This window comes from Sphingobium yanoikuyae (assembly GCF_013001025.1).
Taxonomy (GTDB): Bacteria; Pseudomonadota; Alphaproteobacteria; order Sphingomonadales; family Sphingomonadaceae; genus Sphingobium; species Sphingobium yanoikuyae_A.
The window spans coordinates 340,197-358,553 of the sequence record NZ_CP053022.1 but is presented as its reverse complement, the minus strand read 5'-3'; the positions used below and the strand labels follow the sequence as shown (position 1 = coordinate 358,553).

Here is an 18,357-nt window from a genome sequence, read left to right as displayed (position 1 = left end):
CTAAATCGAAGTGCGAAATCCTAGGATTTATGAGGGTTTGATCCCTTTTCCAGGAAGGCACATGATGAACGGCTATCAGCATCTGGGTTTGGACGAGCGCCGGGATGTTTATCAATTGATGGCCACCGGACGGTCTGTTCGGTAGATCGCGGATGCGCTGGGTCGCCATCCGGCGACGATCTATCGCGAGCTCAAACGCAACCAGCACCTGGACGAGCATCCGCTGTTTCGCGGCTATTCCCCACGACCGCGCAGACCATGGCCAACGGCCGTCTGTCGGAAAAGGAGATCCAGGCCGTCGCCGATTGCCTTAACAGCACACCCCGCAAATGCACGGGCTATCCCACTCCGCACGAGGTTCTGGGAGAGCAGATCGCCCTTCTCAATGCCGGATAAATTTTGCCGTCCTCGGACGAAATGCTACGCAGCACCTCGGATGTCGCGCTTCAGATCGAAATCGCCATCGAATATTTCCGCTCGAAGCGCTTAACGGCGCGGATCTCCGATCCTCCTAAAGTCGCGCCACGGCTCGTCATGCTGCGCTCGAACAAGCCCGCCCCTCCGCCGGTCATCGGGGCCGGCTCCGATGCGGTCACGTAGGCGATCGAGGCCCATTGCGCAGCGCTCCACAGCCTCGCCGACACGCAAAGGGAGAAACCGGTCATGACCCGCATGCTAACCGCCGATGAACTGGCGGGATTTGCCGAGATCATCGACAATATGCTCGTCCTTGGCGATCTCGCGGAGTTGCCGGCCCCGGCGACGAGCAGGCAGCGATCGCGTTCGTCATGGCGATGACCGCGAACGCAGTCGCCGAACTTAATGGCGATCAAGGCATGTCCGACACTCTGACAGCAGCGAGGCAACCTCTTGGCTGATGATCTGCAGGAGCTCGATCGCCTGCGCGGCGAGGCGAGCAAGAGCACGATCTCGCCGATGGTGGCGCGTGACGCGGCCGACAGCCGCACGCCTGGGCCCCCTCGCGCGTCACTGCAGGAACGACCGCAAGACCGCGCGAAGGAGCGGGCCGATGGCCGGACGCTGCCAAACGACCGCGCCATCGATAGCCAGATGCGCGTGGTAGAGGCGGTGATCCGGCGCACGCTGTTCGATAATCGCAAGGCGGTGACGCGCATGATGTCGGTTGCCAAGGCTCACCTCGATGCCCATGTCGCGGCGGGACGCACGGTTCAACCAGCCATGGTCCGCACCGGCGGTCAGACGATGGAGCGCCGGCGCCGGGCGTTCCCCTGCAGCAGCGTCCGCCCAGCCCGTTCGACCCGGTCTCGATCACAAGCCGCCTGAACGCAACCGATCGCGCTGACGGGCTCGAGTTCTGAGATTTGGCAAAAGGTTCGCTTATAACGAACATATTACGGCATCTATAAACTCTCGCTTACCTTTGGTTTATAAATTTGGCTATTCGTTCGTCATGGAAAGACAAAAGCGCCAACCTTTAAGCCAAATGTTGCACAAGCTGGCACCCGGCCTGCTGGTGGATTCCGCTTGGTTGCAGATGCAGGGTGTCTCGCGCACTTCGATCCACGACTATGTCCGCAGAGGTTGGCTCGAGCGCGTCGCATCTCGCGTTTACCGCCGCACCACCGCGCACGGGCCGACCGGCCGCTTGCGCTGGGAGCTGGCGATCATGTCGGTGCAAAGCACATCAGCAGGCACACTCTATATCGGCGGGATGACAGCGCTCGAATTGCATGGCCTTAGTCACTTCGCACGGCTCGGCAATGATCGGGAGGTCCATCTCTACGACCCGGATCACGCGGCCCCTACTTGGCTTGCGACTTTGCCGACTGATGCCACCCTGGTGATGCATCGTCGCGGCCTGTGCACGGATCCGCTTCTTGGCACAGGCTGGCACCGGCTCGATCTTGGAACACGTCGGCTTGGCGCCGCCGTCCCCTCACCCGACGTGAAGGAAGCCTGGGACCATTTTGTGCGGGTCGCCGGCCCAGAGCGTGCCGCGATCGAAATGATGGAAGACGTGCCCACGTCGCTCTCGTTCGATCACGCCGACAAAATCTTCGAAAACCTCGCTACATTACGGCCGCGCCTGGTGACGGCGCTTCTCGAGCAATGCAGCAGCATACGGGCCAAGCGGCTCTTCCTGTTTTTCGCTGATCGCCACGATCATAGCTGGAGCAAGCGCGTTGATCGCAGCCATGTCGAGCTTGGCCGCGGCAAGCGCCAGCTCGTTCGCGGAGGGCGCCTCGATCCTCACTATCAGATCACCGTGCCGGACGCCTTCGCGGCGCGCGCAGGAGACGAGAGCCGATGACCGCGCAGACCTATGTTCGAAGGCCTGGATGCCCAGCGCCGTTGACCAGCCAGCAACAAGCGGTGATCGACGAGATCAACCGCCGCGCGACCCACGCCTAGTGCGCGGCGGTTCCGACATTGCGCTGACAATCGAGGCGTTCGTCCTGGCCGTGATGATGTTCTTCGTCGCGATCAACGGGATCGTCGGCTCGATCGACTGAACAGCGCAACCAATCGACGAGAATGGTCGCTTCATCGCGACACGCTCACCTGGCGAGAAACGGTCCGCCGCCCCGACACCGATCCCACCGCTAACATGACATTATTTTTCGAGTCGACGGTGCGATATTCTGGGCTCCCTGTGCGGGGCGTTGTTCGCCGCCCTATTGGGCTTATTGCGGTAAGCATGGAACCGATGCGGGGTAGCGACCGTTAGATGGTCTCCCCGATATTGCGAAACCACCCTACCCCGCCGACTTTGGCGGGGTATTTTTGAGGCGATCGTTTGAAACCCGACTACCAATACGATCGCGATCGGTCATCGCTCGTTCTAAATGCCCAGGCAATCTTCCTGGCCGCCGTGATGATCTGATCATCGGCCCCAAGGTTTCACAGCCTGCTCCTAACCCTCGCCTTTTGATCTGTCAGGGCTTCAGTCGGTCATCATGCCACTGCTTCATCGTGGAGGGCGCACCGATCAGCGTCTCAATCGCGTGACAGACGTTTATCGCTTCGTCCGCTTCTTCGCGCGCGCATCCAAAATCGCCAGGCACTCTTTCAGCTTCTTTGCAACTTCGACCAGTTCGTTGAGCAAGGTGCGCTCGACATAATGCTCCATAGGACGCCTCCGTGTGCGAATTCGGACGGCACGAGCGCGACGCAACGGATATTAAGCGATGCTGACTGAACTCAATTTGCTCCCCTGATCCATTTCGACAACAACCTTGATCCTGTTTAATCTGATTTTCAGGAACGAGCAGCGCCCTTCCGTATTCTCTCGTCATACGAGAAACAGAGAGGTTCGTCGTGGCCACCCAGCTTGAACATTGGCGCTCGCAATTTCTTCAACAGGATTTTCAGGAGGAGCTGAGCTGTTGGAACAGACAGCGGCTCGCACCTGATTTTCCTGATACAGTGACGCCTTCGCAGCTCGATCGAGATCGAAGCATGCTGCGCTTGGAGCATGCTTTCATGGAAGAGTTGCGCTCACAGGTATCCAGGGAGGCATTAGAAGCGCCAACAGATCCACAGGGATTCATCGTGTGGTTTGAAGGGCTCAAGGCGACAGGGCCTGGGCAACATGACCGATTATTCCCTTGGCTCGCGGAAGAGGCCGACAGAGATGAATTGCGATGGTTCCTGTCGCAGGAGGCGGCCGGCGAAGCAGGATTTGACGATCTGGTCGCAATGACGCAGGTCAAGCTGCCCGCACGAGCAAAGCTAGAGCTGGCACGCAATTACTGGGATGAGATGGGTCGCGGCAATCCCAAGGGAATGCACGGTCCGATGTTGGGTCAGCTGATCGAAATACTCGAACTCGATACTCAGATTCATAACACCGTCTGGGAGAGCTTGGCCCTCGCAAATGCGATGACGGCGATGGCGGCCTCGCGATGCTACGCATGGCACAGCGTAGGCGCCTTGGGCGTGATCGAACTTACGGCACCCGATCGCTCGGCTCATACCGCCAAGGCCCTGCGCCGCATTGGTCTTTCAGGCTCGGAGCGCCGATATTTCGATCTGCATGCCGTTCTCGACGTGAAGCATAGCCGAGACTGGAATGATGAGGCTATCCGACCGCTTGTCGAAGAGGATCCTCGCCGGGCGACAGCAATGGCGGAAGGTGCGCTTATCCGGTTATATTGCGGCGCACGCTGTTTCAGCCGCTATCGCGCTCATCTTGGAGTGGCATGATGAACCGATCCATTCTGGTGGTTGAGGATGATCCCGTCATCGCACAACTCCTTGTCGAAATGCTCGAGCAAGCCCATTATGTTGTAGATGGCCCCCATGCCACTTTGTCCGACGGTGTCGAGGCAGTGGCTAGAAACATGCCTGCGGGAGCGGTTCTGGATATACGATTGAAGAGAGAGGATGTAGGTCTCCTGGCAGACGATCTCGAGCTTTACGACATCCCCTATCTATTTTGTTCTGCGTCATTCGATCACCCCGCCGTTGCGAAGCATCCGGCCGCGCCTCTCATTTTAAAGCCGGCACTGCATATGTGGTTGATCCCGACGTTGCAGCGCATTCTTCACTGATGATCATGGAATCAACGATCGGTTGACGAACCGGTTAATGATCACCTGACTTCGATTTTCCGGAACTTTCCCAAATATTCGTTACCACCCGGCCCCGCGCTAAGTGGGGCCATATCATGGTCAAGCGATACCTGCTCCCCCAGTCACGCCATACACTTCGCCAGTGATGTAGCTGCCTTCCTGAGAGGCAAGAAGAACATAGATCGGCGCGATCTCGACAGGCTGGCCAGGACGACCGAACTGGCTCTGTTCCCCGAACTTTTTGACCTTTTCCTGCGGCTGCCCCCCACTGGGTTGCAGTACGGTCCAAAATGGGCCGGGCGCGACCACATTGGCTCGGACACCCTTCTCGATCAGTTGCGTTGCAAGCGCCTTGGTATAGGCGACAATGCCTGCTTTGGTCGTGGCATAGTCCAGAAGAATAGCCGATGGCTCATAGGCCTGCACCGATGCTGTGGTGATCACGGATGCTCCAGCTGGAAGATGGGGAACCGCCGCCTGCGTAATCCAGTGCATGGCATAGAGATTGGTCTTGAGTGTGCGATCAAAATCTTCCGAGCTCACGGCCGTGACGTCATCGCGATATTGTTGGTGGCCAGCATTGATGACGAGGATGTCGATCCCGCCGAGACCGGAAAGCGTCTCATTGACAAGCTTGTGGCAACAGCTCTCGTCGGTGATGTCGCCCGGTAGCGCGACGGCCTTGCGCCCCTCTCGTTCGATCAGCTCGATCACTTCTCTTGCGTCAGCTTCCTCGCTCGCAAGATAGGAAATGGCGACATCGGCGCCCTCTCGCGCAAAGGCGATGGCCGCAGCCCGCCCGATGCCGCTATCGCCACCGGTCACGAGCGCCTTGCGGCCGCTAAGCTTTCCTGAACCGACATAGCTGTCCTCGCCATGATCAGGTTCTGGATTCATGTTCGCGGCGATGCCCGGAGCAGGTTGCGGTTGCTCGGGGAATGGCGGCCTGGGATATTGCGTGCGTGGATCCTGCATGGTGAGACGCTCTGCCATGTTCGCTCCTTGCTGAGTACTATGATGGACATTGTCCGGTTTGCCTTTTGAGTGCCAACGAAAAACGCCGCCCCGTCTGGGGCGGCGCATTCTGACCCTGAAGATTGTCAGTCGCCGGTGCCGGGCTTGTCGGTCTTCGGCGGCTTGCCGTCTTCGATTCGACCTTCATTGCGAAGATCCCGACCTTCCTGAGCCTTCTTCTGGCTTTCAGGCGATTTGCCGTGCTCGAAGGCTTCTTCCTTCACGTAACCGGCGGCTTCCTTGGCCTTACCTTCAATGCTCATGATACTCTCCAATTCTGCCAGGGGCAGATGCCACCCAACACCAAGATCAATCCCTGGCCAGGCAGGCCGTTCCCGGACAATCGGCTGACATTGATCTCGATCAGTGCGATTTCGCGAAGAGTTTCAGGTGCGTCGGCATGACTGAGCATGTGTGCCAGGAGGCGGACTTGATGCAAGTCGCGGTCTACCGGGACCATGTGCGCGTCAGCTGGCCGGCAACAAGCCGGAGCGCGCGATAGCCACGATGTGGATACACGCCGCTCTAGATTCCTTTGCGCGACGGCGTAGCTTAGGTGCGCCTGAGTGCGGTGAACGCAAGCGTCAGAATTGGCCTTGCCCGCTTGGAGGTCCCGTGCGGCTGTTCGATTGCAGAAACCGGACTTTGCGCCGTGCCGCAGCTACCCATATTCTCCGTTCTATCTCCGGCTTTCTTAGCTGTCTTTACAGCTCGAACATCCTTGTGCGGCATACCAGTCTTCCTCTTGGCCGATCGCGTCATCTCCGATCGCAATTGGCATGGGTTTTCACGCGCTCGGTCGAGCCGGTCAGGCTCGTCGTCCGGTGACGAACTGATAGACCAGAACAATGACGGCGAGAACCAGGAGGAGATGGATCAGACCACCCCCGATCGGGATGACGAACGCGCCCAGAACCCATAGAATCAGGATAACGAGAAGAATTGTCCACAGCATGTAGGGGCTCCTGTTTACGATTTTGGAGACGTTGACCGGCCGGCCCTTACCGCAGCCCACGTGCCAGCAGCATCGCAGTCAGCAGCATCGCGCCACCCATTGCGACATATTGTCCGGTGGCAGACCAGGTCGGCATATGGTCATCCGAAAGCTGCAGCTCTTCCGCATCTGAAAACATGCCTATCTGCGGCAGCGGGGCGGGTAGCGTCTCAACGAAATGCATGACGGGGGGAAGGTGCATCGGCTTAATCTCTCCTTGATGCAATGAACGCCCCAATGTCTGAAATGGTCCATCTTGAGCATTCACTTGTTGAGCGTTATCAGGCTGCAGGCCGGCGGTGCTGGCGGCTAAAATGTGCTTCCGGTGACCGGATCATATTTCGGTAAAGCCAGGCTGTTGATCCGATCCAGCATCGTCTGGCTGGGCGCGACGCAACAAATGTCCCAGTTCTGTCCCGCCGGATATGCACCTACTGCCAGAAAGTCCCAGCTCTGCTCAATTGCGCGATGCCCGGTTCCAGCAGGCAGCAGCAACGCGTCGCCGGCTCTGACCTTGATTTCAAATGCCTTGGATCCTCCAAGCGCGAGAATGGCATGACCCGATACCATCCCCAGCACCTCATGTGCGGTCGAGTGATAATGATCATAATCGTAGATCTGATCACGCCATTCGGGTTCCCAGCCATGCTTGTGAAAGCGTGCCTCGAAAGTTTCGGCCAGATCCGTCCGCTCCCTTGGCTCCACTTCGATATACAGCTTGACCGGCAGGACGGGATTATTTGGCACCCACCCATTTCGTGGCAAGAGGATCGACTTAGGAACCATGCCTGGTCCCCGATGATATCGAGATGGCGCACCAAAGCTTGGGTGTTGCTTGTTCATGTGGGTGCGACGAATGGCTGCGCTTTCGCGCCGTAAGGGGTATGAACAAGATCGAAAAATGAGCGATTATGCTCATGTCACCATCGCTCCCAACATTGAAAGATATCGGTTCTGACTTGATCGGGCTGCGCGAGACCGGAAACAGGATTTTGAACGACCAATGTCTGTTTGAGGACGCGGTCGCGCCAGCGTCGCGCTCGCGTCAAAGAGCCATCTCGACGATATCCAGGCGATTGTCCTGCGCGTAGATCATAGCGGCCTGCAGGGCATCCATGCGAGAGGCGTAGCCCCCATTTTCGAGATTGAGAACAGGATCTCCCACCCGCCCACTCTCGGCACTGACATGCCAGCGGCCCTTCTCCTGCCTGATCGCAACATATTTGAACATGATCGGAGACCTTGAATGCGGCGCCTTTGGTCTGCCGACAATGCGGCAATCGCCTGATCGTTCCACCAGTTCGATTTCGTGTTTCCGGGCACTTTGCGCGGACTGGCCATCCACGCTTCAGTCGCACGTGGTAGCGCCTTTTTGCTCTGACAATATATCCCATCCCGTGAGGAAGAATGCCGCAGCGATCGGCCCCACCACGATACCGCTAAGGCCAAGCGTCTCGATTCCGCCCAGAGTCGTCACCAATATGAGCCAATCCGGCAGCCCGGTGTCTCGACCAACGAGCATTGGCCGCAGGAGATTGTCGACAAGACCTATCACGAAGACGCCTGAAGCGATCACGGCGATGGCCTGCCAAAGATCACCCGACGCAAGCAGATAGGTCGCCACAGGAAGCCATATTATCGCAGGCCCGATCGCTGGCAGCAGGGCCGCAATCGCCATGAGCACCCCCCATAAGAGGGCGGCCGGCATGCCGACTATCCAGAAAGTAGCGGCGCCCAGAAAGCCTTGCGCCAGGGCAACGATTCCCGATCCCTTAATCGTCGCTCGAACAACGATCACGAAGCGCGCTGCGATCCGATGGGATATGGCGTGTTCGAGAGGTAATCTCTTGATGATCTGGGGTGCTAGCGCCTCCCCATCGCGCAGGAGAAAGAAGCTCACATAGAGACCCACACCGAAGGAGAGTACGAAAGCAGCCGCATCCGCGCCGATCGTCAGAGCGCGTTGCGTCAACATGCTGGCGCTGGCGCTCAACGCCTGAGAAATTTTTGCCTGCGCCCGTTCGAACGTACCAAAGCCGGCATTCTCGACCCAATGTTGCATGCGCATCGGCAAGGCAGCATGAACCTGACCAAAATAGGTTGCGAAGTCGATCTGGCCGCTTCTGATCTTTGCGTAAACGCCGCTTGCCTGCTCGACAACGAGACTTCCGATGATCAGGGCCGGCATGATGACGGCAATGATGATGATGAGCAGCGTCAGCGCTGCCGCCAGATTACGTCGTCCGCGACAATCGATCAGAATATGCCTGTAAAGCGGCTGAAACAGCAAGGCTGCCAAAGCCGCCCATAGCAATGCCGAGATGAAACCCGAAATGATCAGACCAAGTCCGACCGTCGAGACAGCGATGAAGAGGATCAATCCTCCATTGTCGATACGCTCGCGTGATATCATTCAAATTCCGATCGCTCATAACTGACATGCGCAGCCCGGCTGGCGCTTTGTACGGGGGGAGACAATCGGCCTCTGCCATCCGGCTCATCTCTGCGCCTTGGGCAAACAGGATGATCACGCTATGGTGACGATCCTCACCCGACTGTCACGATGCTGCGGCTTGACGACCGCCGTATCTCCGAGGCGGTCGAGCATGATATCCGCTTCTCCCGCCCCCAATGGAAGCGACGCGATGAAAAGACTGTCGAGAAATGTCGGCAAGGTCGGTTGGCGGAAGATGATTTCGTTGGACGACACGTTGAACCCCAGTCCCAGACTGGCCTGGATGAGCGACAGGGGAGCCGCTGCCGACCATGCCTGGGGGCTGCAAGCGACCGGATAGAAGGTCGGGCCCTGCGAACGCCGCCGCGGGAAACCACAGAACAGCTCCGGCAGGCGCAGGAGATCAACATAGGTTGCAGCGGCAAAGAGGCCTTCGAAAATCTGCGCCGCCTGACGTTGAAAGCCATATCGCGAAAAGCCCGCGGCGATCAGCGCATTGTCATGCGGCCAGATCGACCCATTATGATAGCTCATGGGATTATAGCGTCTCTCGGTCGACGCTATCGTCCTCACACCCCAACCGGAGAATGAGGCGGGCGCCATCAATGTCGCCACAACCATAGGTGCGCGCTCTGTTCGAGCCAGACCAGTATAAAGAACATGGCCTGCGTTGGAGGAGCGAATGCGACAGGGCTGCTTCTGCCCGTCGAGCGCAAGTACATATGTTCCTAGTTCCGCGTCAAAGAAAGTCGCGTCGAAACGATCCTGCAGATCGACGGCTCGAGCGAGATAGGCTTCCGAGCGATCCAGATCACCTGTTGCGCGATAAATGCTGCTCGCCGCCTGCCACGCGCCATAAACATAGGCTTGAACTTCGGCGAGAGCGATCGGGCCTTTGGCAATACTGCCATCAGCATGGAATATGGAATCATGGCTGTCTTTCCAGCCCTGATTTTGCAGCCCCTGATCCGTCAGTCGTCCATATTCAACGAAGCCGTCGCCATCGCGATCGCCATGATTGTCGATCCACTGCAATGCAGACTCGATATTGGGTAATATTCCGGCGAGAAACTGAAGGTCTCCTGTGCGTTCCAGATATGCACCGGCCAGCATGACGAAAAGCGGCGTGGAATCGATGCTGCCATAATAATGGCGGAAAGGAACTTCACCCAGTTCGGCCATTTCGCCATGACGCACTTCATGCAGGATTTTACCTGGCTCGGCATCGGCGGCTGGATCGAAATGCGTCGCTTGGTGCGCGGCGAGATATCCCAGCACGCCTCGGCTGATAGCCGGGTCCATCCAGATCGTCTGGAGTGCGGTTATCAGCGCATCCCTGCCGAAAACCGTGCTGAACCAGGGAATGCCTGCATAGGGATATGGACCATATTCCGTACCGGTGGAGAGCATCGAGATATCGGATACCGAACGTCGCGTCACAGCATCGAAGAGGTCATTGGACGATCGCATCGACGCACTGCGGCGGCGTGAAACCTGCAGCGCACGCATGGCCTCGCGCAGGGATTTGAGGAACAGCTTGGGCAGGGGCTGATCAACTTCGCTCATTTGTTCGCAGGCAACACGTGCGAACAATGTGCATCGACCGCCGGGAGCAACAGAGACATCGAATAGCGCCTGCTCGGCCGTCAGCTGGGCTGGCGCGGGATCAAAATGGAGATGTGTCGACCGCTCAAGGCCATCACGCCCCTTATATCCCAGCAGGACATCGGCCTCTTCGACCTTCGGCTCGTGCATGGTACCACGGCGCAATCTTGTCATGCCCCGTATCTCGAACAGATCCGCGAAATCGGAAGCGAAGGAGAGGCCCACGGATACCCGGCGCTCTGCAATGTCAAAATTGCGCACAATGATCCGTTCGTAGATCGCGCCTTCCCACAGGAAGCGGCTGCGACGCAGATGGATCAGATCATGCTCCACTTCGACGCGGCCGTCTGATCCGAGGAAATCCGGGTTGGCCAGATCGCAGGTCAACATCGCATTGTCGTCGCGTAGCGCCGAACTCAGCAGTATCGGGCGCATGCCGTTGACCGTGAGATAAAGGTGCGAAAGGTGGCGCGTATCGCGATGATAGAAACCCTCGGGACTGCCAGGTCCGGATATGGCGTCGCCGCTATGGTCAAAGACGGCAAAGCTGTCTCCATGCTTGAGCGTGCGTGGCCGACGCTCGTGCAATGAAGCGGTAGCAGGGATGAAGAACTGGGTTTGCGCCTGTGACAGCGCCTGTCCTCCTGCAATGCCCGGCACCCCTGGCTGCGGTTGGGTCAGCGACATGGCGACTCCTATGCGACGATCTGCAATTCCGACTCCTCGCCGCGCTGGCGACGCAGCCAGGCGGCATCCGTACGGGCGCCCGGCAGCCTGTGATATAATGCGGCATAGTCTGCGGCCATCCTGCCAGCCGTGAACCGTGCGTCGAACGCGCCACGCACCCTTGCGCGCTCAAGGTGACGAAGTTGGCCCACCGCTTCGACCGCCTGGTCCTCGCTGTCCACGATGAAACCCGAGCGCCCATGCTCGATGATCTCGGGCACCGATCCGCATCGGAACGCAATGACCGGTGTCCCACAAGCCATTGCTTCGATCATTACAAGACCGAAAGGCTCGGGCCAGTCGATCGGGAAGAGCAAGGCCCTTGCACCCCCGAGAAAATCCGCTTTCTGCTGTTCGTTGATCTCGCCGATGAAGCGAATATTGGGATAGAGTTTGATGAGGGGCGCGATTTCCTCTTCCCAATACCCCCTATCGACAGCATCGATCTTTGCGGCAATTCGCAGTTCGATGCCGGCCCGGGCTGCGATGCGAATGGCGCGGTCTGGTCTTTTCTCGGGTGAAATGCGCCCGAGGAAAGCGAGATACCCCTCACCGGCGCCGAGGCTGGGCTGCAGCAGATCGACCGGCAGACCATGGTAGATGGTCGCACCCCAATTGACCGGTGGCATGGGCTGGCGCTGATGATCGGAGATCGACACGAGACAGTGATCGCCAAAACACCGGTAGAATGGCGGCAGATCGGGAAGGTCCAGTCGACCATGTAATGTCGTGACGGTTCGTCCGATAAAATCCTGGATCATGGGCAGATGCAGCAGATCGATATGGAAATGGAGCGCATCAAACTCGTCGGCCCTTTGCCGCACCGCATCCAGCATCATCATATGATAAGGTATGGTGTCGACGATACCCGGGGTCAGTCGCAGCGCCGCCGGCGTAATCGGAACAAGCTCAGCCGATGTCTGCGAATCGCCGCTCGCGAACAAGGTCACTTCATGCCCCTGATGCACCAACGCCTCTGTGAGATAGGAGACGATCCGTTCGGTACCCCCATAAAGCTTGGGCGGCACACTTTCAGCAAGGGGAGCGATTTGAGCGATCTTCATGCGGCTATCCTCTACCGGAGATAGGCCTCGTTCATCCCCCTGCACACGAGCCGCAAAGTAAAGCCCCGCAAATGCCTAAAGTTGCATTGCAGCAATAATAAAAAATACAATTCAATACCGAAATGATTTTTAGTATTGATTTAGATCAATCAGGAGAATTTCATTCTTCAGGAAAATCCTTGTCTTCGCCTGCAGCCACTTGCTCACGCGCTATTTCGGCGGCACGCAGAAGAGAAAGGCCCGTCCCCTCTGCTGCATTGGCTGTCAGCGTTATTGCAATACCGTTCGGTCCATCCAGCATGATCAATCCGGCGTGGGCTGAGGCAATGCCGGCTTCTTCATGGATACCTGGGGTAGGCATAACGGCTCTGCTCCTTCTCAAGGACACAAGAACGATATGCCACCAGCGGCGGTTCCGTCAGTCCTGCTCGTCGAGGAACAGGTAGGCAGGGTCAAATTCACCCAACCGCGCCAGACCTCTCAGATCACGGATCTCAACATCATGGCGGTGGATTGCTAGGAGATCGCGATCTTTGAGTTCACGCAGCATGCGGTTCATGTGAACGGACGTTATGCCGCATGCTTCTCCCAAATCGGCTTGGGTCATAGGAAGAGCAAAACGCGCTCCATCACTTCGACCGATCGCTCGCAATTTCGCTTCGGTCTCGCAAAAGAAGTGGCTGACCCGCGCAATCGCATCGAGACGACCGAGACGAAATATCCACTCGCGATGCATGGCGGCATCAAGCAGCGTGCTGAACCATAGCAATTTCGTGAGTGACGGGCGCGTCGCGACGAGTTGATCGAGAGCAGCATGAGGCACTAACGCTATCTTACAGGCGGTCAGTGTCGCGAGGTCATGATCAAGATGACCCAGCGGGTAGCCATGGAGGTCGACAAAATCGCCAGCCACATGCACCGCAACGAGTTGCCTTTCTCCTTGCCTGTCATCCATGTATCGGCACATCATACCTTCGATGAGATAGGTACTCATGCTGACATTTTGATCGCGAGATATAAAGGTCTTGCGGGCAGGCAATGTCCTTAAATCGGCAACCGCTTCCTCAAGTGCTCCAAGGTCTTGGGCACTCAGCAGATTACGCCTGCGACTACGCAGAAAATCGGCAAACACCATCGTCATGTCCAGCATTGCAGATTGGATCGTCATGCATTCGCACATCACCAGAACAGGGTCGAGCGCAAAGGGTCGCTTGAACTCGTGCGGACAGGGCTGGCGGCGACCGAGCGGTGGAGGTCGCGATTGCCACGTTCGCAAGTGGTATCAGGCGAGCGCTTCGAGATCGATGGAGAGGCTGCGACACAAACACAGAAGTAAAAACCCTGCATCTTCCGATGCAGGGCTAGGGGGGCCGCAAATCAATGACTTGCTAAAAAAATAACTACTGCAGGCGCGTTTTGTATCCGAAGAAATATCTTCATCCGCAAATTTCGTTACGGCCTTCCCACTGGTATTATGCCTCGGACTGTCTGGGTCATATGGAGGATACCAAGCCTTGCCTCAGGGAGCGTTTGAATTATCGGCGTCAGGCCGCTTCCGCGTCTGCTTGTAACTCACCGCAGGGCTATTTGTCGCCATGGATGGCTTGGTCTTGCAGGCGGATTGCGCGTTCTGCGCCACCGTCTTCTCGAAAGTCCGCTTGAGCAGCCACCCGACCGCGAAGGTGACCGTAGCTGTGACGGCTGCGCGCGCTGCGGTTTCCGCAATCCCGATCTTCACTGCATCCTGCATCGCTTCATCATAAGACTTGCCAAAAGCGCGATTCCGCGCGGTCTTCTTACGAAACATCATAGACCCTCACCCTGTTGAAATATCGATGGCGGCTGCATTTCCGCCCGTTCAGAATCAGTCCCGCGCTGTCAAGCGCGATGGCGTATCGGCAAATGCCTCGATGAGCGCAGAACAGAATGCCGGCAGGTCTTCAGGACTGCGGCTGGTGATGCATTGGCCATCGATCACTACCTTCTCATCGACCCAAAGGCCGCCAGCGTTCTGGATATCCGTCTTAATTGACGGGAAGGAGGTGAGCGAATGGCCTTTAGCGATCTTGGCTTCAATTAAGAGCCATGGCGCGTGGCAGATCGCACCGATCGTTTTTCCAGCACCGAAAATTGCTTCGACAAAGGATATCGCCTCGGCGCTCGCGCGCAACTTGTCGGCGCCGACACTGCCGCCGGGAATGACCAAGCCATCAAATGAGGCCGGATCCGCCTCAGAAAATACGGTATCGACGGCATACTCGCCACCAGGATCAAGATCATTAACATTGGTGCGCGCTTGGCCAGGTTGAAGGCCGATCACTTTGACGCACGCTCCGGCCTTCCTAAGTGCGTTCATGGGCTCCAGAAATTCCACTTCTTCTGTACCGCGCGGAGCGATAAGAACGGCGATCGTACGGCCGTTGAGCGACATGGCGACTCCTTTGGAAATGATGTCCTGACTTGGTCAGATGACTGTTCAACGGCCAGAAGCGCAGCAGGATCCGCTAATCGCGCAAACTCAAGGCTCGAGCTAGTTAGACTTTGCGCGATCGGCTGTGTGGGCTGGTTTCAGTCGAAGTGCGTATAACGCGAGTCCCAGAGCCTCGGATATCATCGCTGCTCTTCGAGTCCCCGTAGGGGTCACCAGAATACTCTCCCAGAGAGTATCACAAGGTGCCGGGAACGGCGGATTTTTGCGGGTTTCGTGGCATAAGTATCCCATACGGAGCGGTCTTGGACCACCACCGGGTACCAACAAGTTGGTGGTATGTCTGATGGTAACGCGGCGCTCCCCCAAGCGGAGATACCATCGTGGCGCTTACCGCCGCTGCGATCTAAAACGCCAAGGGCAAAGCCAAGCCCTAAACGATGGCGTGCTCCAATATGTGGCGCCCAATGGCGGACGCTCCTGGCGGATGAACGGGTGCGGATGAGGCGGCAATCGTCCGACCATCTCGACTACCCCCGCGATAGGCAAAAGGTCGAGACCGGCAAATTTGGCAATACAAAGAGCGAAGCCGGATGTTCGCAAACCGTGAATGTCGCCGTGTCCTCGTCCACAAGAAGCGAGTACACGGCAACAGGATCAAACGCCCAATGCCTCCCGGTCGCTCACCGGATCGGCAATCCAGCGGTTGATGGATTACTCCCGCCACATCGCGCAATGAACGCTGTTCTACACTCGGCGGGGGAAAGTGCCTTCGCCCATCTTGCGATAGAGCGTCGTGGGGAAAGCACGGTGCGGGCCAGAACGGTTCTGAGTCCTATGATACGGTCAGGGCTATTCACGGGGTCGATTTCTTCAAATCACGATGTTGCAGGCGCCCCCGGCCAAAAGAATTGGGTACCTTACCCTCCCGGACAATAGACTTGGTCAAGGCGAGCCTTCACGGCGTTGCGGTGTCGGTGGACGTTGGTGGCAGGTGGCGCACAGCCGGCTATCCATCGCGCGCGCCTAATCACGGCGCACGAACCGCGCTTCAACGCTTCCCTTTGCATCGTTGCAAGGTGCACACGCGGGGACAAGGTTCCCCACGCCATTGTTTCCGTCCAGCGTGAGCGCAAAAACGTGATTGATTACCCACGCAGGCGTGATCCGCCTTCGTGTCGAAAGCATCGACAAAGCAACTCCTTGGCTAGAATGCGAGCGCAAAGGCGCCGTTAAGCGGATGTGGGTTCGAGGTGTTGCGATGATCAAGGCGCTGGGCGGTTTTCTGGCGGCCAAATATCGAGAGTTTATCGGGCTTCAAGTGTTCAATGTAATGTGGTTGGACGGCCCCACCGCTGAACGGCGTCACCGGGGTAACGATAACGCCTTCGGGACCGTCCGACTTTGATATTACGTCTTTCGCGACTTCAAGTCAAAAAATGGCCCGACCAGGGAGCGGATCGGGCCAGCTAATATTCGCCGCTGCTGAATTCGGAGCGCCGGGAAAATGGCGATCTCTTGTGGTGCTGGTATGCGCCAAAGGTGCGAAGATCGGGTTAATCGTCGCGGAAAAAGAAACGGCCCATCCGACAGTTCGGATGGGCCGAGTTTATTTGAAGGCTTGTTACAGCCTTCGGGTCGCGATCGACGCCTGCACTGTTCCGCGATGGTTGGCAAGCACCATTAATCTGATGTTCATTTTCTGAACGTCCCAATTCAAGCCGGTTGCGCGATCCGCTCGATCATCTGCAGGAGGACGCGGGCGGGTTGATCCGGGGCGCGGCGGTTCTGCTCCCATCCTTTCACCGTCGGCAGCTGCAGATGGTCCACCTCGGCAGATCTCGCCTGAGACAGTTTCGTCGCTGCACGGACGGCCCTCACGTCAACCGGCTAAAGGACCACAACTCTTAGCGCTTGATCGCGTAATAATCCTTCACGTCGTTCAGACCGGACATGATCTCGGCTAAATCTTCGTCATCAACGACCATTATCCTTTTTTAATTTATTTCGCTGAATGCTTGGCTTGCTTGCTCTGTTCTCCTGTTAAATTTATCTAATTTTACTTTGAAAGAACAGTCACAAAAAACCGTTTCATCGGCATTCTGGTAATAGGTGATCACCCGGCAACTACTGCTCTTACACTTTCCTTCACGCGGCACCCGGAGCTTGCGAACCGGCTACCGCCTGTGATGATGTCGCCGATTTGTCGGGCTAGCGGCAACGTGATCAACGATAGCTGTGCGCTCGTCATCAAGATGACTGCCGCTTTGGCAGCGTTGAGATAGGTAGGAGTTTCCACGGCCGTCTGTATGTCATCCCTCTACGCCGATGACGCCTAGGTAGTGACGTAGTTGGAGCGTTCGGGGATCGGCCGCCCTGAGTCATGGCCGAACATCGACAACAAAAAGTCGGGAACTAATAGATCGTTCGGTTCGGCCTGATCTGTCTCAGATCGAAGCCTGCCGCCTGGTGAATCAGTCCGTGGCCCGACTGCGTTCCATAACTGTAAGAAAGGAGCCTTTCAATCTGCAGACATAAGCGATTGTTGACCAGGCTGCGGCAATGAATAGAATACAAGCATCGTCATACTTATCACGCTGAGCAATTAACCGATCAATAAGTATCATCTGCCATGACACCCCACCAAATACAACGATTCAAGGGGTTAACCGTGGTCAGGTTCATCGTTTGCGCGGCATCTGTTGCTATCGCCGCTCCTGCTCTCGCTCAGGACGCCTCCAACTTCGAAGGCGGAAAAGCCGGTATCGTTCTCGGCTACGACACGGTGAACTTTGATTATGGTTACGATGTCGATGCGTCCGAAAGCGGCATGCTGTATGGTGTCACGGCGGGCTATGACTTCGCCCTCGGCAACAGCGGTGCAATCCTTGGTATCGAAGCCGAGGCATCGGATTCTACCACGAAAACGTCGGCGCACGACATTTTGTTCGAGGGTGACAAACTGTCGCTCCTCGCTGATCGTGACCTGTATATTGGTGCCCGGATCGGCTTCGCGGTCTCCCCCAACATGCTGCTTTATGCCAAGGGCGGCTACACCAATGCCCGCCTCAAGCTCCGCTATTCTCTCGATGGCGACAGTGCAAGCATCGGCGACAATATCGATGGCTATCGCATCGGCGGAGGCGCAGAATTCACCAACGGTTCAAACTTCGCGCGCCTTGAATATCGTTACAGCGACTATGGGAAATATGTGTATCGCGAAGGCGGCATCGAACTCGACACCGGCGTCAAAATGTCGCGTCACCAAATTGCAGTAACTGGCGGTTTCCATTTCTGACGCTATAGCGATTTAGCGACTCGCCCTTGGACGACGGTCCAGGAGCACCGGCCCCGATCAGGGAAATGGTCGGGGCCAATTTCGTTTCAGGCCGCCATTTTCCTTTTGGCGCAATGACCGCGCTGCGATAGCCAAGCGATACGGCTTGCTCCCCCAGCGCCTGGAACCGTGTCCTCTTGAACTGTGACGGCTAGGCTCAATGGAGTGCGCTTTGCGC

Annotated in this window: 22 protein-coding genes; 8 read left to right on the top strand and 14 right to left on the bottom strand. The window is 57.3% G+C overall.

All coding sequences use genetic code 11. The features are described 5' to 3' along the window. Window positions 1–145 precede the first annotated feature (145 nt). Window positions 146–490, top strand: a complete 345-nt coding sequence (locus tag HH800_RS29660) for a helix-turn-helix domain-containing protein (RefSeq protein WP_354319970.1) — start codon at window positions 146–148, stop codon at window positions 488–490. Here HH800_RS29660 and HH800_RS26980 read toward each other — a convergent pair. Next, entirely contained in the window at window positions 447–833 is a 387-nt protein-coding gene (locus HH800_RS26980; protein WP_125990295.1) for a hypothetical protein, read from the bottom strand. The two genes, HH800_RS29660 and HH800_RS26980, sit on opposite strands and share 44 nt — an antisense overlap. Before the next feature lie 37 nt (window positions 834–870). Here HH800_RS26980 and HH800_RS26975 point away from each other — a divergent pair, with 37 nt between their 5' ends. The 4 genes from HH800_RS26975 (at window position 871) to HH800_RS26960 (ending at window position 4,535) form a co-directional block, all read left to right on the top strand. Beyond that, on the top strand, window positions 871–1,305 hold the full coding sequence (locus tag HH800_RS26975) for a hypothetical protein (protein WP_017503736.1): 435 nt from the start codon (window positions 871–873) through the stop codon (window positions 1,303–1,305). A 160-nt stretch (window positions 1,306–1,465) separates the two neighbouring features. Then, window positions 1,466–2,293, top strand: a complete 828-nt coding sequence (locus HH800_RS26970; RefSeq protein WP_234781610.1) for a type IV toxin-antitoxin system AbiEi family antitoxin domain-containing protein — start codon at window positions 1,466–1,468, stop codon at window positions 2,291–2,293. 1,007 nt (window positions 2,294–3,300) lie between these two features. Continuing rightward, window positions 3,301–4,188: an iron-containing redox enzyme family protein gene (locus HH800_RS26965; protein ID WP_017503452.1), complete on the top strand. Its 888-nt coding sequence runs from the start codon at window positions 3,301–3,303 to the stop codon at window positions 4,186–4,188. Then, window positions 4,185–4,535: a response regulator gene (locus HH800_RS26960; RefSeq protein WP_017503453.1), complete on the top strand. Its 351-nt coding sequence runs from the start codon at window positions 4,185–4,187 to the stop codon at window positions 4,533–4,535. Before HH800_RS26965 ends, HH800_RS26960 begins: the two co-directional genes overlap by 4 nt. Before the next feature lie 120 nt (window positions 4,536–4,655). On the opposite strand, the gene HH800_RS26955 is transcribed toward HH800_RS26960, so the two are convergent. The 13 genes from HH800_RS26955 to HH800_RS26895 all read right to left on the bottom strand — a co-directional run bounded on the left by HH800_RS26955 (window position 4,656) and on the right by HH800_RS26895 (window position 14,845). Further along, complete coding sequence (locus HH800_RS26955) at window positions 4,656–5,549, bottom strand: SDR family oxidoreductase (protein ID WP_026109678.1); 894 nt, start codon at window positions 5,547–5,549, stop codon at window positions 4,656–4,658. A 107-nt stretch (window positions 5,550–5,656) separates the two neighbouring features. After that, window positions 5,657–5,833, bottom strand: coding sequence for a hypothetical protein (locus HH800_RS26950; RefSeq protein ID WP_007711008.1), 177 nt, complete (start codon window positions 5,831–5,833; stop codon window positions 5,657–5,659). A gap of 545 nt (window positions 5,834–6,378) precedes the next feature. After that, window positions 6,379–6,525: a lmo0937 family membrane protein gene (locus HH800_RS26945; RefSeq protein ID WP_017503455.1), complete on the bottom strand. Its 147-nt coding sequence runs from the start codon at window positions 6,523–6,525 to the stop codon at window positions 6,379–6,381. Between the two features lie 46 nt (window positions 6,526–6,571). Beyond that, complete coding sequence (locus HH800_RS26940; protein WP_017503456.1) at window positions 6,572–6,748, bottom strand: hypothetical protein; 177 nt, start codon at window positions 6,746–6,748, stop codon at window positions 6,572–6,574. A 125-nt stretch (window positions 6,749–6,873) separates the two neighbouring features. After that, the gene (locus tag HH800_RS26935) at window positions 6,874–7,350 is read right to left on the bottom strand and encodes a cupin (protein WP_026109680.1); all 477 of its coding nucleotides are present in this window, start codon (window positions 7,348–7,350) and stop codon (window positions 6,874–6,876) included. A gap of 259 nt (window positions 7,351–7,609) precedes the next feature. Further along, window positions 7,610–7,795 (bottom strand): hypothetical protein, encoded by a 186-nt coding sequence (locus HH800_RS26930; protein WP_017503458.1) that lies wholly within the window; start codon window positions 7,793–7,795, stop codon window positions 7,610–7,612. Window positions 7,796–7,912: 117 nt separating this feature from the next. Continuing rightward, window positions 7,913–8,977 (bottom strand): AI-2E family transporter, encoded by a 1,065-nt coding sequence (locus HH800_RS26925; protein WP_017503459.1) that lies wholly within the window; start codon window positions 8,975–8,977, stop codon window positions 7,913–7,915. Window positions 8,978–9,091: 114 nt separating this feature from the next. Continuing rightward, the gene (locus tag HH800_RS26920) at window positions 9,092–11,311 is read right to left on the bottom strand and encodes an amylo-alpha-1,6-glucosidase (protein ID WP_063976882.1); all 2,220 of its coding nucleotides are present in this window, start codon (window positions 11,309–11,311) and stop codon (window positions 9,092–9,094) included. 8 nt (window positions 11,312–11,319) lie between these two features. Then, window positions 11,320–12,414 (bottom strand): glycosyltransferase family 4 protein, encoded by a 1,095-nt coding sequence (locus HH800_RS26915; protein ID WP_017503093.1) that lies wholly within the window; start codon window positions 12,412–12,414, stop codon window positions 11,320–11,322. A 160-nt stretch (window positions 12,415–12,574) separates the two neighbouring features. After that, window positions 12,575–12,721, bottom strand: a complete 147-nt coding sequence (locus tag HH800_RS26910) for a hypothetical protein (RefSeq protein WP_313231876.1) — start codon at window positions 12,719–12,721, stop codon at window positions 12,575–12,577. A gap of 111 nt (window positions 12,722–12,832) precedes the next feature. Further along, window positions 12,833–13,549: a Crp/Fnr family transcriptional regulator gene (locus HH800_RS26905; protein ID WP_026109599.1), complete on the bottom strand. Its 717-nt coding sequence runs from the start codon at window positions 13,547–13,549 to the stop codon at window positions 12,833–12,835. Between the two features lie 384 nt (window positions 13,550–13,933). Continuing rightward, on the bottom strand, window positions 13,934–14,224 hold the full coding sequence (locus tag HH800_RS26900) for a hypothetical protein (protein ID WP_017503095.1): 291 nt from the start codon (window positions 14,222–14,224) through the stop codon (window positions 13,934–13,936). Between the two features lie 54 nt (window positions 14,225–14,278). Beyond that, window positions 14,279–14,845 (bottom strand): type 1 glutamine amidotransferase domain-containing protein, encoded by a 567-nt coding sequence (locus HH800_RS26895; RefSeq protein WP_017503096.1) that lies wholly within the window; start codon window positions 14,843–14,845, stop codon window positions 14,279–14,281. A 1,159-nt stretch (window positions 14,846–16,004) separates the two neighbouring features. On the opposite strand from HH800_RS26895, the gene HH800_RS26890 reads away from it, so the two are divergent. The 3 genes from HH800_RS26890 (at window position 16,005) to HH800_RS26880 (ending at window position 18,140) form a co-directional block, all read left to right on the top strand. After that, the gene (locus HH800_RS26890) at window positions 16,005–16,250 is read left to right on the top strand and encodes a hypothetical protein (RefSeq protein WP_169863495.1); all 246 of its coding nucleotides are present in this window, start codon (window positions 16,005–16,007) and stop codon (window positions 16,248–16,250) included. 31 nt (window positions 16,251–16,281) lie between these two features. Continuing rightward, window positions 16,282–16,548, top strand: coding sequence for a hypothetical protein (locus tag HH800_RS26885; RefSeq protein WP_162182008.1), 267 nt, complete (start codon window positions 16,282–16,284; stop codon window positions 16,546–16,548). Window positions 16,549–17,513: 965 nt separating this feature from the next. Continuing rightward, window positions 17,514–18,140, top strand: coding sequence for an outer membrane protein (locus tag HH800_RS26880; protein ID WP_038293060.1), 627 nt, complete (start codon window positions 17,514–17,516; stop codon window positions 18,138–18,140). The last annotated feature ends 217 nt before the right edge of the window (window positions 18,141–18,357 follow it).